Annotated in this window: 12 protein-coding genes; 7 read left to right on the top strand and 5 right to left on the bottom strand. The window is 72.0% G+C overall.

Annotation, left to right across the window (positions count from 1 at the left end; all coding sequences use genetic code 11):
- Positions 1 to 250: 250 nt before the first annotated feature.
- Positions 251 to 820: a hypothetical protein gene (locus ACZ60E_RS39275; protein ID WP_469446852.1), complete on the bottom strand. Its 570-nt coding sequence runs from the start codon at positions 818 to 820 to the stop codon at positions 251 to 253.
- Between the two features lie 306 nt (positions 821 to 1,126).
- Between ACZ60E_RS39275 and ACZ60E_RS39270 the strand changes: the two genes are divergently transcribed.
- Entirely contained in the window at positions 1,127 to 1,555 is a 429-nt protein-coding gene (locus tag ACZ60E_RS39270) for a protease inhibitor (RefSeq protein ID WP_384801870.1), read from the top strand.
- A 160-nt stretch (positions 1,556 to 1,715) separates the two neighbouring features.
- Here the strand turns inward: ACZ60E_RS39270 and ACZ60E_RS39265 are convergent, their stop codons facing one another.
- Positions 1,716 to 1,907: a hypothetical protein gene (locus tag ACZ60E_RS39265; RefSeq protein ID WP_469446850.1), complete on the bottom strand. Its 192-nt coding sequence runs from the start codon at positions 1,905 to 1,907 to the stop codon at positions 1,716 to 1,718.
- Between the two features lie 198 nt (positions 1,908 to 2,105).
- On the opposite strand from ACZ60E_RS39265, the gene ACZ60E_RS39260 reads away from it, so the two are divergent.
- Positions 2,106 to 2,819, top strand: coding sequence for a MerR family transcriptional regulator (locus ACZ60E_RS39260; RefSeq protein WP_469446848.1), 714 nt, complete (start codon positions 2,106 to 2,108; stop codon positions 2,817 to 2,819).
- Positions 2,820 to 2,825: 6 nt separating this feature from the next.
- Here ACZ60E_RS39260 and ACZ60E_RS39255 read toward each other — a convergent pair whose 3' ends face one another.
- Complete coding sequence (locus ACZ60E_RS39255; protein WP_469446846.1) at positions 2,826 to 3,293, bottom strand: STAS domain-containing protein; 468 nt, start codon at positions 3,291 to 3,293, stop codon at positions 2,826 to 2,828.
- A 259-nt stretch (positions 3,294 to 3,552) separates the two neighbouring features.
- On the opposite strand from ACZ60E_RS39255, the gene ACZ60E_RS39250 reads away from it, so the two are divergent.
- The 5 genes from ACZ60E_RS39250 to ACZ60E_RS39230 all read left to right on the top strand — a co-directional run bounded on the left by ACZ60E_RS39250 (position 3,553) and on the right by ACZ60E_RS39230 (position 9,255).
- Positions 3,553 to 4,029 carry a hypothetical protein gene (locus ACZ60E_RS39250; RefSeq protein WP_469446843.1) on the top strand — a complete coding sequence of 159 codons (477 nt, stop codon included), beginning with the start codon at positions 3,553 to 3,555 and terminating at the stop codon, positions 4,027 to 4,029.
- Between the two features lie 51 nt (positions 4,030 to 4,080).
- Positions 4,081 to 4,614 (top strand): GNAT family N-acetyltransferase, encoded by a 534-nt coding sequence (locus ACZ60E_RS39245; protein ID WP_384801855.1) that lies wholly within the window; start codon positions 4,081 to 4,083, stop codon positions 4,612 to 4,614.
- A gap of 74 nt (positions 4,615 to 4,688) precedes the next feature.
- Positions 4,689 to 6,191, top strand: coding sequence for an ABC transporter substrate-binding protein (locus ACZ60E_RS39240; RefSeq protein WP_469446840.1), 1,503 nt, complete (start codon positions 4,689 to 4,691; stop codon positions 6,189 to 6,191).
- A 66-nt stretch (positions 6,192 to 6,257) separates the two neighbouring features.
- Entirely contained in the window at positions 6,258 to 7,988 is a 1,731-nt protein-coding gene (locus ACZ60E_RS39235) for an ABC transporter permease subunit (RefSeq protein ID WP_469446969.1), read from the top strand.
- The gene (locus ACZ60E_RS39230) at positions 7,981 to 9,255 is read left to right on the top strand and encodes an MDR family MFS transporter (RefSeq protein WP_469446838.1); all 1,275 of its coding nucleotides are present in this window, start codon (positions 7,981 to 7,983) and stop codon (positions 9,253 to 9,255) included. The genes ACZ60E_RS39235 and ACZ60E_RS39230 overlap by 8 nt, the downstream gene beginning before the upstream one ends.
- Positions 9,256 to 9,399: 144 nt before the next feature.
- Here the strand turns inward: ACZ60E_RS39230 and ACZ60E_RS39225 are convergent, their stop codons facing one another.
- Both ACZ60E_RS39225 and ACZ60E_RS39220 read right to left on the bottom strand, forming a co-directional pair.
- Entirely contained in the window at positions 9,400 to 10,908 is a 1,509-nt protein-coding gene (locus tag ACZ60E_RS39225; protein WP_469446836.1) for an MFS transporter, read from the bottom strand.
- A gap of 219 nt (positions 10,909 to 11,127) precedes the next feature.
- Positions 11,128 to 13,896: an NHLP bacteriocin export ABC transporter permease/ATPase subunit gene (locus tag ACZ60E_RS39220; protein WP_469446967.1), complete on the bottom strand. Its 2,769-nt coding sequence runs from the start codon at positions 13,894 to 13,896 to the stop codon at positions 11,128 to 11,130.
- Positions 13,897 to 13,981: the final 85 nt, after the last annotated feature.

Genomic DNA, 13,981 nt, shown 5'->3' with positions numbered 1-13,981 from the left:
CGGGACGGCGTGTCGCCGCGCGGGGGTGCGCGCGGCGCGGGGAAGCCGTCCCCTGGTGCGGTGGTCTGCCGAAGCTATGGGGCACACCGAGGGCCGCACCAGTGGATGAACCGTCCATCTTTACGGCCCGGGGTGGAGGAATGCTCCATCCGCCCTCGGCGTATCCCGCGTACCCTCGCTGGTCGCTGGTCGCTGGTCGCTGGTCGCTGGTCGCTGGTCGCTGGCCGCTGGCCGCCGGCCGCGGTCCGGGTCAGCTGTCGTCGTCCGTGGCGGTGGCGGTCGGCTTGTCCTCCGGTGCCGGTCCGTCGGGGCCCTGCGCGCGGACCCGCTGCACCTGCTCCAGGGAGTCCCGCAGCTCGCTGAGCCAGTCGTCCGTGTGGCGCTCGACGAGGCGTACGCACCAGGCGAGGGCGTCGCTGCGGCTGCGGGCGACCCCGGCGGCGATCAGCGTGTCGAGCACCTGGCGCTGCGGCTGGCGCAGCCGGGTCATGACGGGCGCCGCGACATGCGTGAACAGGGCGCGCTCGCTCCCGCACTCGACGCCCCACGAGACCTTCTTCTGGAATCGGTGCTCGGCGTCCCGGGCGACGGCCACGCGGGCGTCACGGGTGCGCTCGCGGAACTCCTGGATCCGGGAGCCGATCGCGGCCTCCCGTTCGGCGTCCGAGGCGCCCTCTGCGAGCCGGGGTTCGGGGATGCGGCCGACGACGGTGATCTCCTCGCGGTCGGCGGTGACCTCGCCGAGGCTCTCGAAGAGGTCGTCGGGCAGGCGGCCGGCGAACCAGCCGCGCAATTTCTCGTGCTGTTCGGCTGTAATCATGTAATGACGATTACTCGCCTCACAGTGAGACGCAAGAGGTGTGCGCCCAGCTCGAAGCGGAATGTTTCAGGCCTATTGCTGAGCAGGGGATATCCGGCCAGCGGGTCTCCGCAGCGACCTGGCGCCGCTCAGTTCCAAGGGGGGCGTGTTCGATTTCCGTCACTTCACGCCACTGATTCAATACGCAAGGTTACTGAAACGCGTGGGGTCGAGGTGTGTTTCCGCCGCGGAATCGGCAGACTCGCGCTCGCCGCACCGGCAACACCGAGCCGGTGCGGCGTTCGACCGAGCGGAAGGATGCACACAATGCCGAACACCGCGCGCTGGGCAGCGACGATCACCCTGACGGCCACCGCCGTCTGCGGTCCCCTGGCCGGGACCGCCCTCGCCGCCTCATCGCCGACCGCGCTCTACGCCCCCTCGTCCCTGGTGTTCACCACGGGCCACGGGGAGATCGCGGCCGAAGCCACACCTGAACGCGCGGTCACCCTGAACTGTGCGCCGACGGCCTCGGGAACCCACCCGGCCGCGTTCTCCGCCTGCGCCGAACTGCGTTCGGCGGGCGGGGACCTCAACGCCCTGCCGACCAGATCCGACGTCCTGTGCACCCGTGAGTACGACCCCGTCGTCGTCACGGTCGACGGCGTCTGGCAGGGCAAGCGGATCTCGTACGAGCGCACCTTCTCCAACGAGTGCGTGAAGAACTCCTACGGGACGACCGTCTTCACGTACTGAAAGGGCCGGGGTCGCGTGGTTCTCCGAGTGCGTCGACGGAGGCCCGCGTAAGCGGATGGGGAGTGCGAGTCCCGTCGCGGAGTACCGCGTGACCTCGCAACAGGGGCCGGCGGAGAGACGGAGTGGGGCCGTCTCTCCGCCGGTTCTGGCGTGTCCGGTGTCACCGCGGGGCGGTGACGCTCCAGGTTCCGACCTCGCGATGTCCGGAGTCGTGGAGGGCCGACCCGTCACCGGGTTTCAGCTCGTAGTGCCGGAGGTTCCCGCCCCAGTAGCGCAGGATCCGCTCCAGTTCCTGGACCGCGTTCCCCTCCCAACCGGTGGCTGCCATGTCGACTTCGAGAGTGAACTTCATTCGGGCGCTCTCCTCTTCGGGATTGCCTGGGCCTTCAACTGTTGTCTTCAACCGTTGTCTTCGATCCGCTGTCGATCTGCCTTCAATCGTTCCATTGAATTGCTTTGTGAGACTTGGGCCGGCGAACGGCCTGTTCCAAAGGGCGTCGTACTCTGAAACCCTCAACCGGTGGTGGCGGAGCGAGTGTGAGGAGCCGGGGTGGGTGACAGACTCCGGGCCGTCGATCTGGCACGGGCGGCCGGCATCTCGACCCAGCAGGTGCGCAACTACGTGGAGACGGGCCTGCTGCCGCCCGTGGAACGCACGGACAGCGGCTACCGCGTGTTCACGGCCGTGCACGCCGACGCGCTCACGGCCGCCCGCGCGCTCGCCGCCGGGCACGGCTGGCCGACGGCCGGGGCCGTCATGCGCGCGGTGCACGGCGACGACCTGGAGACCGCCCTCGCCGTACTCGACGCCAGCCACGCCGAACTCCACCGGGAACGGGGCGAACTGGCCGAGGTCCTGGGTGTCCTGGACGCGCTGGTCACGCTCGACACCCCGGCGGCGGACCGCGGCGGGCTGCGGATCGGTGAGGTGGCCGACGTCATCGGCGTACGGACCCCCGTGCTGCGTCTGTGGGAGGCCCGCGGTCTGCTGCGGCCCACCCGCGAGAGGTCCACCGGTTACCGCACCTACTCGGCGTCCGAGGCCCGGCTGGCCAGGATCGTCGCCCTCCTGAGGCGCGGCGAGCACCCCTTCTCCGCCATCGCGCCGGTCTTGGCCGAGCTGCGCACCGGTGGAAGCCCCGAGCGGGTACGGGCCGAACTGGCCGGACACGAGCGGGAGTTGCACCGCCGGAGCCTGACCCGGCTGCGGGGCTCGGCCGCGCTCGACGCCTATCTCGAACGGCTCGGGAGGACGGTCCGGTAGATCTCCTCAGTCCCCGGGGGCGGGAGGAGGCGCGGGAGGCAGTTCCGCCAGGGGCGGGAAGCGGCCCAGGAGGCCGCAGGCGCGTAACAGGCGGTGGATGCGGGCCTGGTCGGAGACCAGGCGGAGGCTGCCGCCGTGCTCTCTGGCCCGGCGCTCGGCCCGGCACAGCACCCGCAGCCCCGAGCAGTCGAAGAACTCGACCGCCCGGAGGTCCACCACGACCTGGGGAACTCCGTCCGAGGTCAGGGCGTCCAGATGCTCGCCCAGGGCGCCGGCCGTCGCCATGTCGATCTCGCCCAGCACCTCGACCACGGTGAACCCGGGGCCCGGGTAACTGTGCGCATACGGATTCGCCGGGGGCGGGCGGAACCTCGCCGCGCTCCCGGACCCGGGCTCCGCCGCGTCCGCGAGCCCGGGTTGCTCGGTACAGCCCTCGGCTGGTCCGGCGGCATGATCATGGGGTTGGGGTGGCATGTCGGCTCCACCTCGTACAGGGACAGGCGTATTCGATCTCGGTTGTTACCCGTAGTGCGCCGGAACCATCCATACCGCGCTCAACGCAAGATCTAGTTCACTCGACCTAGTGAACTTCGGCTGTAATCGTTGACTTTTGGTCTTTGTGTTTGCTCAACGTGCCCTATTCATGGGTGTGTTGTCGACGTACAGTCACCGTGCTGCCCCAGTCCCTGGCCGCACCACGCACTTCGTACGACTGTCTGGCCAAGGAGGGTTGGTGGTGGGAACGCCGGTACGCGCTTCCTCGGACGGGCCCGCGCTGCTCACCGAGCACGGGCTCATGGAGCCTGTCCGGGAGATGGAGTTCACGGCCCATTTCGCGCGCCAGGACGGGGAGTTCGCGGCCCAGGCGGCCGCTGTGGCGGTGACGCAGGTCATCGACGCCCCGCTGTCGTTCGTCTCGCCGGTCCTCGACGCCGGCTGCTCCGCGAGCAGATGCCTGCTGGCGCGCAGCGCCGCCGACACCTGCCGGATCGTCCTCACGGCGGACCCCTCGGGCATCACCGTCGCGGCCACCGACGACGTGGCGGTCCCGCTGGACGCCGGTGACCAGGCCGGTGCCAAGAACCTGCCGCTGCTCGCCGTCGTCGACGGACTGAACGTGCACCACGGCCCCGACGGGCATGTCTGGGTCGTGTGGAAGGCGCCGTGGCGGCGGACCGGCCTGACCCGGGGCGGCCCCGTGCAGTCCTGATCCACCGGCCCCGGACAATCCCCGTACCGCCTTAATGCATATGATGCGCAAGTGCGCGACTACTGCATAAGAACGGCGACCCCCGACGACGTCGACGGCGCCCGCTCCGTGATGCTCGACACCGTGTACCGGGACTTCGGCACGGGCTACGTGCCTCGCTGGCACCGGGACATCATCGACCTCCACGGTGCCTACGTCGCGCCCGTCCGCCACACCCTGCTGGTCGCGGTCGACCGGCGGGACGGCACGGTGGCCGCGACCGCCGCCCTCGACGCCCGCGGCCCGGCCCACCCGCCGAACCCGCGCCACGTGGCCGAGCGCTACCCCTCCGGCGAGACCGCCCAGCTGCGCCGGGTGTACGTCCGCCCCGAGGACCGCAGACAGGGTCTGGCCCGCCGGCTCGTCGCGGGACTGCTCGACTTCGCGGCGGCCGACGGCGGTTATCGCGCCGCCTATCTGCACACCGACCCGTCGGTGCCCGGCGCCGAGGCGTTCTGGCGTTCGCTGGGCAAGGCGGTCCACGACGAGCGCGAGGAACCGGGCGGCGGCCAGGGAATCATCCACTTCGAAGTCCCCCTGCCCTGACGGCCGCCCCGAAACGACTGCCCCGACGACGCGGCCCGCTCGCATCAGGCACCCCGCACCGAACGAAAGTGACCATGCTCCCTCTGCCACGCCGTCGCAGGTTCGCCGCCGGACTGCTCCTCGCGCCCCTGCTCACCGGCTGCTTCGCCTCCGGCGGCGGCGACGAGTCCTCCGGCAGCGGCGCGGAGGGCGCCCGGCTGAAGGTCGCGCTCGCCTTCCCGCCCGCCGAGAACTTCTCCCCGTACGGCGCCGACGCCACCCTCCTCAGCAGGCTCGGCGTCACCGAGGGCCTGACCCGACTCGACGCCAACGGCGCCGCCGCTCCCGCGCTCGCCGAGTCGTGGACCCGCGAGAACGACCGCGGCTGGCTGTTCACCCTGCGGGACGCCGCCTTCCAGGACGGCACCGAGGTCACCCCGAAGGCCGTCGCCGCGGCCCTCACCCGCGCCGCGGACGCCGACCCCGTGACCGCCGCCCTCTCCGGTGTCGAACTGACCGCCGAGGCCGCGGACGACGGCCGGGTGCGCGTCACCACCGCCGACCCCGACCCGGCACTGCCGCTGCGGCTGTCCAGCCCCGGCCTGGTGATCCTCTCGGCGAAGGCGTACGCGAAGAAGGACACCGTCAGCCCCGTCGGCACCGCCACGGGCCCCTTCGAACTCACCCGGACGACCGGCACCACCGCGGCCACCCTCGACCGCTTCGACGACTACTGGGGCGGCCGTGCCCAGGCCTCGGGCGTCGACGCGAAGTTCATAGCCGACGGCACCGCCCGGACCAATGCGCTGCGCACCGGCGAGGCCGACATCGCCGAGGCCGTGCCCGTCTCGCAGGCGGCCTCCCTGGACAAGGCGACCCGTCGCGAGACGGCCACCACCCGCACGACCAGCCTGCTGCTCAACACCAGCTCGGGTGCGTTCAAGGACGCGAGGACGCGGGCCGCCGCCCGTGAGGCGATCGACACCTCCGCCCTCGCCAAGGGCGTCTACGAGGGGTACGCCGACGCCGGAACCGGCATCTACGGGCCCGCCCTCACCTGGGCGGCCGACAAGCGCGTCGAGCCGGCCGGCCGGGCCTCGGCGGGCTCCACCGCCGGGAAGACGCTCACCGTGGCCACGTACGACAACCGGCCCGAGCTGCCCGAGGTCGCCCAGGTGCTCAAGCAGCAGCTGGAGAAGGCGGGCTTCACGGTGAAGCTGGAGGTGCGCGAGTACTCGCGGCTGGAGAGCGACGCGCTGGCCGGGAAGTTCGACGCGTTCGTGTCCGCCCGCAACACCATGCTCGACACCGGCGACCCGGTCTCCATCCTCGCCAGCGACCACACCTGCGAGGGCAGCTACAACCTGGCCCTCCTGTGCGACAAGAAGGTCGACAAAGCCGTCTCCGACGCCGAGTCGGTCGGCGACACCGCCGAGCGGCAGGACGCCGCCATGACCGCCGAGGCGGCGGTCCTCGCCACGGACGCCGTCGTACCGCTGGTCCACCAGCGGATCATCACCGGTGTCGGCGCCGACGTCAGCGGCGTGCTCCTCGACCCGTACGAGCGCGGCCTCGTCGGCGTCGGCACCCGACGCTGACGGGCGGAAGCGCACGTGAACGAGGCGGCCCGCGCGCTCAGGTACACCTTCCGGGGCGGGGCGCCCGTGCTGCTCTGGCGCGCCGTCCTCGTCGCCGTCCTGCTGTGCGGCGTAGGGCTGCTGCCATGGCTCTCGCGCACGGACCCGGCGCTCACCGTGCTCAGGGCGCGGTCCGCCGAGCGCACCGCGACCCCCGAGGTACTGGACGCGATCCGCGCGCAGCTCGGCCTGGACGCCGGGCCGGTGCGGCTGCTCGGCGACTGGCTCGGCGGACTGCTGCACGGCGACGCGGGCCGGTCGTGGATCTCCGGCGCGGAGGTCATGCCGTCCGTCCTCCAGGCGCTCGGCGTGTCGCTGCTGCTGATGGGCGGGGCGCTGATCGTCGCCGCGGTCACGGCGGCCGGGGTGTGCGCGCGGACCCTGCGGCTCGGAGCCGGCCGACGGCTCGACGAACGACGCTCCGCGGGCACCGGCTCGGCGTTCCTGGCCACCCTGCCCGACTTCCTGACCGCCTCGGTGCTCGCCTCCGTCGTCGGCGTACAGCTCGGCTGGCTGCCCGCCCTCGGCTGGTACGGACCCCGGTGGATGGTGCTGCCCGCCCTCGCGCTCGGCCTGCCCGCGGGCGCGCTGCTCGGACGGATGCTCGACGACCTGCTGCCGGGCGCGTTCGCCGAACCATGGGCGCTGGCCGCCGCCGCGCGCGGAGTCCACGGCCGTACCGTCGCACGGCAGGCCCTGCGCCGTTGCGTCCCCGGCCTGCTGCCGAACCTGGGACTCTTCGTCGTCGGCCTGACCGGCGGCGCGGTGGCCGTGGAACAGATCTTCGACATCCCGGGGCTCGGCCGGCTCTCCCTCCAGGCCGCGGTGGCCCAGGACCTGCCCGTCCTCCAGGCCGGCACCCTGGCCCTCGTCGTGCTGGCGGCGGCCGTCGGCGGCCTCGCCCGCCTCGGCGCGCGCCTCCTGATCGGCCCGGCCCTGCGCGACGGCGCACTGCCCTCACTGCACCGCCCGACACCGTCACGCCCCACCACACCGCCCCTGCTGTACGGGGGCCTGCTGCTCGCCGTCGTGGCGCTCGGCCTGACCCGCGACCCCCTTGAGCTGGACACCACGGCCCGGCTCCGGCCCCCGTCCTGGACGCACCCGTTCGGCACGGACGCACTGGGACGCGACGTCCTGGCCCGGGTCGGCCACGGAGCACTGGACACCCTCGCCCTGGCCGCCGCCGTCAGCGCCGCCGCGCTGCTCCTGGGCGTTCTCCTCGGGCTGCTGCCGCGCTTCTCCGGGCCGCTCGCCGACACGGTCAACGCGATCCCGCCGGTCCTGGCGGCCCTCCTGGTCACCGCGGTCGCGGGCAGCGGGTCCGCCACCCCGGCCCTCGCGGTGACCGCGGTCGCCTGGGCGCCCCTGGCCGCCCACACCTCGGCCCTGCTCCGCCAGGAGAAGGCCACCACCCACCTCGCGGCGACCCGCGGCCTCGGCGCGACCCCGCTCCAACTCCTGCGCCACGAACTCCTCCCCGCCGTCCTGCCCCCGGTCCTGCGCCACGCCCTGCTCCGCCTGCCCGGGATCGCCCTGTCCCTCGCGGCCCTCGGCTTCCTCGGTCTGGGCGCGCAGCCACCGTCCCCGGAGTGGGGGCTGCTGCTGTCCGAGAACCAGCCGTACGCGGAACGGGCGCCGTGGGCGTCACTGGCACCGGCCGCCGCGCTGGCCCTGCTGGGAGCCGTCGCGGTCACGGCCGGTGGCGTCAGCCGGCCCCGCTCGCCACGCGCACGCGCCCGGCGACGACATGCCTGAACCCAAAACGCGCTCCAGGGCTGCGAGACCCCTCACCACCCTCCGCACCTTCACCTCCCTCTCCCCGCTGCTGCGCCTGCTCGTCCTCACCCAGCTCGCCTTCAACATCGGCTTCTTCGCGGTCCTGCCCTTCCTCGCCGAACACCTGGGCACGGCGATCGGCATGGCGGGCTGGCTGGTCGGGCTGGTCCTCGGGCTGCGGACCTTCAGCCAGCAGGGCCTGTTCGTGGTGGGCGGCGCGCTGGCGGACCGGTACGGGGTGCGTCCGGTGGTGCTCGCCGGCTGCGTCCTGCGGATCGCGGGCTTCGCCTGGCTCGGATACGCGGAAGCCACCTGGGCGGTCATCGGGGCGGTCCTCCTGATCGGTTTCGCCGCGGCGCTCTTCTCACCCGCGGTCGAGTCGGAGGTGGCCCGGCAGGCGGTGTGCCGGGAGGAGGCGGGGGAGGGCCCGCGGACCCATGTACTGGCGCTGTTCACCGTGGCGGGGCAGGCGGGCGCGTTCGTCGGCCCGTTCATCGGGGCGCTGCTGCTGGGCGTGGACTTCCGCACGGTCTGCCTCGCCGGGGCGGCGGTCTTCGTGCTCGTCCTGGCGGGCCACGCGTGGCTGCTGCCGCAACGCATTCCTGGCCGAGCGCAGATCCGTACGGGTGGGGGACTCCGCCGCCTGGTACGCAACCGCCGCTTCCTGGCCCTGTGCTGCGCGTACGGCGCCTATCTGCTCGCGTACAACCAGCTGTACCAGCTGCTGCCCGTCGAGGTGGAGCGGGCGGCGGGCTCTCAGGCGCCGCTGGCCTGGCTGTTCGCGCTCTCCTCGCTGCTGGTCGTGACGACCCAGCTGCCCGTCACACGCTGGGCGGGCAACCGCCTGGACCTGCGCCGGTCCATGGTGACGGGGCTGTTGCTGATCTCGGCGGGGTTCGCGGTGGTGGCCGCGGCCCGCCCGGCCGCCTGGACGGGAACGGTGGGGCTCCTGCCCGTGGCCGGTTACGTGGTCCTGCTGACCCTGGGCCAGATGCTGGTCGCCCCCGCGGCCCGGGCCTGGGTCCCCGACCTGGCCGAGACCGACAGACTGGGCCTCTACACAGGCGCCCTCTCCTCGATCTCCGGCTTCATGGTCCTCCTGGGCAGCGCCACCACAGGCACCCTCCTGGACACGAACCTCCCCCCGGCAGTCCCCTGGTTGCTCCTGGCATTGGTCCCGGCGGCGGCGACAGCACTACTGCCCCACCCTCCTCCGGCAAGGACTGGGGCGCAGCCCCGTCCTTGAGGGGCGCGGGGAACTGCGCGACAGGCCGTCCACACCGCCGCAGACGACATCGCAACCCCCGGGAGGGGAACGCAAAGAGGGGCCACCGTCTCCCTGAAGACGGCGACCCCTCGGCCCAGCGACGACGCAACCGCGTCACATGTGTCACATGTGAACGACAGGCGCGGCGTCAGAATTCTGCTCCGGCACCCCGGGACGGAACAGCAGGAACGTCACCAGCGCACCCGCCGCGAAGAACCCGGCGGACCACCAGAACGCGGTGGTGTAGCTCTCGATCGAGGACTGCGCCCGCACCAGCGGGTCCGCCGCGTTCTTGCCGACCAGGAAGCTGGCAGCGGCGCTCGCGGCGAGCGTGTTCAGCAGCGCGGTACCGATGGAACCACCCACCTGCTGCATGGTGTTGACCGTGGCCGAGGCCACACCCGCGTCCTCCGCGGCGACCCCGCTCGTGGCCAGCGCCATCGCGGGCGGCATCACGATGCCGAGCCCGGCGCCCATCAGCAGCAGCGGCGGCAGCACGGCGGTCGAGAAGGCCGAGTCGACGTCGATGGCGGTCAGCCAGACCATCGCGACCGCGGCGAGCGCGAAGCCGGCCGGGATGACGGTCTTCGGTCCGATGCGCGGCACCAGGATCGTCGTGGACACCTGGGCCATGACCATCAGGGCGGCCATCATCGGCAGGAAGGCCACACCGGTCCTGGTCGGGCTGAAGCCCAGGTTCAGCTGCAGGTAGTAGGTGAGGAAGAGGAAGACACCGAACATGCCCGCACCGGTCACCAGGACGGCGATGAACGAGGCAGCGCGGGTGCGGTCCAGCAGGACGCGCATCGGCAGCAGCGGGTGCGCGGAGCGGGTCTGCCACCAGCCGAACACCGCCAGGAGTACACCGCCCGCGACCAGGAAGCCCCAGGTCAGTGCGGAGCCCCAGTCGTGGGTCTCGGCGTTGGAGAAGCCGTACACCACGGAGAAGAGACCGGCGGAGACCAGCAGCGCGCCCGGCAGGTCCAGCTTGGAGTTCGCGGCGTCACGGTGGTTGTTCAGGAGGATCCAGCCGCCCACGAAGGCGGCGACGGCGAAGACGACGTTGACGTACAGGGTCCAGCGCCAGTCCAGCGCGTCGGTCAGCACGCCGCCGAGCAGCAGACCGAGTGCGCCACCGGCACCGGCGATCGCGCCGTACACGCTGAACGCCTTGGCGCGTTCCTTGGCGTCGGTGAACGTCGTGTTCAGCAGGGAGAGCGCGGCGGGTGCGAGCAGGGCGCCGAAGACACCCTGGAGGGCCCGTGCGACGACCAGCATCCCGAAGCTGTTGGCCGCGCCGCCGAGCACGGAGGCTCCGGCGAATCCGGCGACACCGATGAGGAAGGCGGGCTTGCGCCCGAAGAGGTCGGCGATCCGGCCGCCCAGCAGGAGCAGCGAGGCGAAGGCCAGCGCGTACGCCGTGACGATCCACTGGCGGTTGCCGTCGGTGAACCCGAGGTCGGCCTGGGCCGAGGGCAGCGCGATGTTGACGATGGTCGCGTCCAGCACCACCATCAGCTGGGCGATACCGATGATCGCGAGGATCCACCACCGGTTCGCCGGGCGCGCGGCGCCGGGTGCGTCCGGGGCGCCCTTGCGGGCGTCCTCGGACAGGGTCTGTGTCTTGGACATGGGAGGACTCCAGGGAAAGTTCGCTCGGCACGGGGAGTACGTAAACGAAACTGTTTCGTACTCTTCGAGGCTAGACCACTTTCATCGAAACGACAAAGTTTCGCTAGCGAGACGGACGTCACACGCGCGGCGGTCAACCCTGAAGGCCGGTCGAAGGTCCGGAAGCCCGGTCCCGGAGCCTGGTCCTGAAGTCCGGTCCCGAAGCGTCGTCCCCGATACCTACTGCATCTGCCGCCGCACCAGCTCGTGCAGCCGGCCGCCCGTGTCCGCGAGGAGCTGCGCGGGTGTGCCCTGCTGGGCGATCCGGCCGTCCTCCATCACGATGACGCGGTCCGCGTCCATCACGGTGGACAGCCGGTGCGCGATCACCACACGGGTCGCGTTGAGCGCGCGGGTGCTCTCGATGACCGTGCGCTGGGTCTCGTTGTCGAGGGCGCTGGTCGCCTCGTCGAAGAAGAGGATGCGCGGACGTCGGATCAGCGCCTGGGCGATCATCAGCCGCTGACGCTGGCCGCCGGAGACCGCGCCGCTGCCCGAGACGATCGTGTGCAGCCCCATCGGCATGCGCCTGATGTCGTCGGCGAGCCCCGCCATCTCCGCGGCGGCCATCGCCTCCTCGGGCGTGTACGGCTCCGTACCGCAGATGACGTCCAGGATCGAGCCGGTGAACGGCTGCGCGTGCTGGAGCACGACACCGCACTGACGGCGTACGGCGGACTGGTCGAGCGCGGCCAGGTCCTGGCCGTCGTACAGCACACTGCCCGCGACCGGCTTGTCGAAGCCGATGAGCAGCCGCAGCAGCGTGGACTTGCCGCAGCCGCTCGGGCCGACGACCGCCACGAACTCGCCGGGCCGGACCGCGAAGGACAGGTCGTCGAGGACCAGCGGCCCGTCGTCGGTGTACCGGAACGACAGCTTCTTCGCCTCGATGGCCCCGGACAGCTCGGCGGGCCGCGTGCTCGCCACCCGGACCTCCGGCTCCGCGTCGAGGACCGGCTTGATCTCCTCGAACATCGGCAGCGCGGCCACCATCGACACGAAGGAACCCGTCAGCTGGGTGACCGAGGTCAGCAGCATGGTCATCGAGGTGTTGAAGGTGAGGAAGGCGGCGGCCGACAGCGTTCCGCGGGCCGGTCCCGCCAGCAGCATGAACATGATGAGCGAGCAGAGCGGCAGATACACCGAGCCCAGCACGGTCGTCAGGTTCTTGATCCGGCCGACCCGCTGCTGGAGCTCACGGCTGCGGGCGAACTCGCCCGCCCAGGCCGCGTACGCGTAGTTCTCCGCCGCCGCGACCCGCAGCTTCGGCAGCCCGCGCAGGGTCTGGAAGGCCTGGTTGTTGAGCTTGTTGCTCAGCACGATCAGCCGGCGCTGCCAGCGCACCTGCCACAGCCCGAGCCCGAGGAACACCCCGGCGATCACCACGAGCATGCCGATCGCGGCGAGCGCCATCGGCACGCTGAACCAGAACAGCAGCGCGAGGTTCATCGCGCCGACCGTCACCGACTGGACCACCACCGGGCCGAGGCCCGCCATCATGCGGCGGATGGCGCTGATGCCCATGGCGGCACTGGCCAGTTCACCGGTGGAGCGCGAGGTGAAGAACTTCGTGGGCAGCCGCAGCAGCCGGTCCCACACGGCCGGCTGGAGCGTGGCCTCGATCCGGCCCTCAAGCCGCAGCATGGTGAGGTTCTGCATCAGCATGAACGCCGCCGACACCACACTGGCGATCATGATGGCCAGACAGATCTGGACGATCAGGCTCTCCTGGGCCCTCGGCACGAACTCGCCCAGCACCTTGCCGGTCGCGACCGGCACCAGCGCGCCGAGCGCCACCGTCACCAGACCGCTGAGCGCGAGATTGCGCATGTCCCCGCCCGTGCCCTGAAGGCTGAATCTCAGCAGCCGCAGCGGGGTCAGCCCACGGTCGGGCAGCGGCCGGTAGAACATCACCGCACGCGGCTCGAACTCCGCCGCGTTCGCCTTCTCCACCGGTGTCTCCCGGCCGCTCGACGGATGCACCGCCACATAGCCGCCGCGCCGCCACAGCAGAGCGGCCGGCGCACCCGAGGCGACCCGGTGCCCGACCAGAGGGCCCACGTTGTCGCGCCACCAGCGCCCGTCGAGACGGACGGCACGCGCCCGGACCCGGGACGCGAGCGCGATCCGCTCCACCGGGTCGAGACGGTCGCTCTCCGAGCCGCCCTTCGCGGGATCGGCGAGGGTGATCCCTGCCGCGCGGGCGACCAGCCTGCACGCCGCGTACGTGGCATCGGCGTCGGCCGAGCCGGAACCCTGGCCCGAGCGCTTGGAGATGGAGGCGAGCAGGGTGCGGTCGGCCTGCGCGCGGACCGCCTCGCCCGCCTTGATGCCCGCGGCCGTCCGGGTCTCGTGGGTGCGCTCCAGCTGCTCGATCCAGCGGTCGAGGGTGGCCAGCAGCCGGTACTGCTGGTCGACCATCGTCTGCCACATCGCCGGGTCGACCAGCAGGTCCGCCGCGGCCTCGGCGCCGTACAGGGAGCCGTACTGCACACTCCCCGGCGGTACCTGCGTCCACAGGACGTCGTCGTCGGTGAGGGCCGCGCCCCGCTCGGTGGCGAGCGGCGCCCCGAAGAGGATGGCGAGGCCCCGGCCGACACCGAGGGACAGGGTGTACTCCAGGGGGCTGGTCGACGGGGGTACGTACTGGGGGGTGCCGTACGCGTCGTACGTCCAGGTCTCGGTCTGCGGCGGGCGGTGCAGCTCACGCAGCTCGATACGGCGCAGGACGCACTCGCGCAGGGGCCTGCCGACCAGCGTGTGCTGGGGTCCGGCGACCGGGCCGAGCAGCAGCGAGCCCGTTTCGAGCCGGCCGAGGTGGTGCCAGTGGCCCTGCTGGGCCGCGTCCACGGCGAAGAGGTCCATGGCCCCGGCCGCGACGAGCCACAGGACGTGCGGTCCTTCGAGGTCCAGGCGGTTCAGGCCGGAGCCGTCGACGGGGACGCCCATGCCGCCGAGCGCGGCGAGCACGTAGTCGCCCTCGGTCACGGGTTGCTGATACGGAGGCTGCTGCGGGTACTCGTTCTGTGGGTAG

It is taken from the genome of Streptomyces sp. NPDC102514 (assembly GCF_055584525.1).
This window is presented reverse-complemented; position numbering and strand designations above follow the sequence as displayed.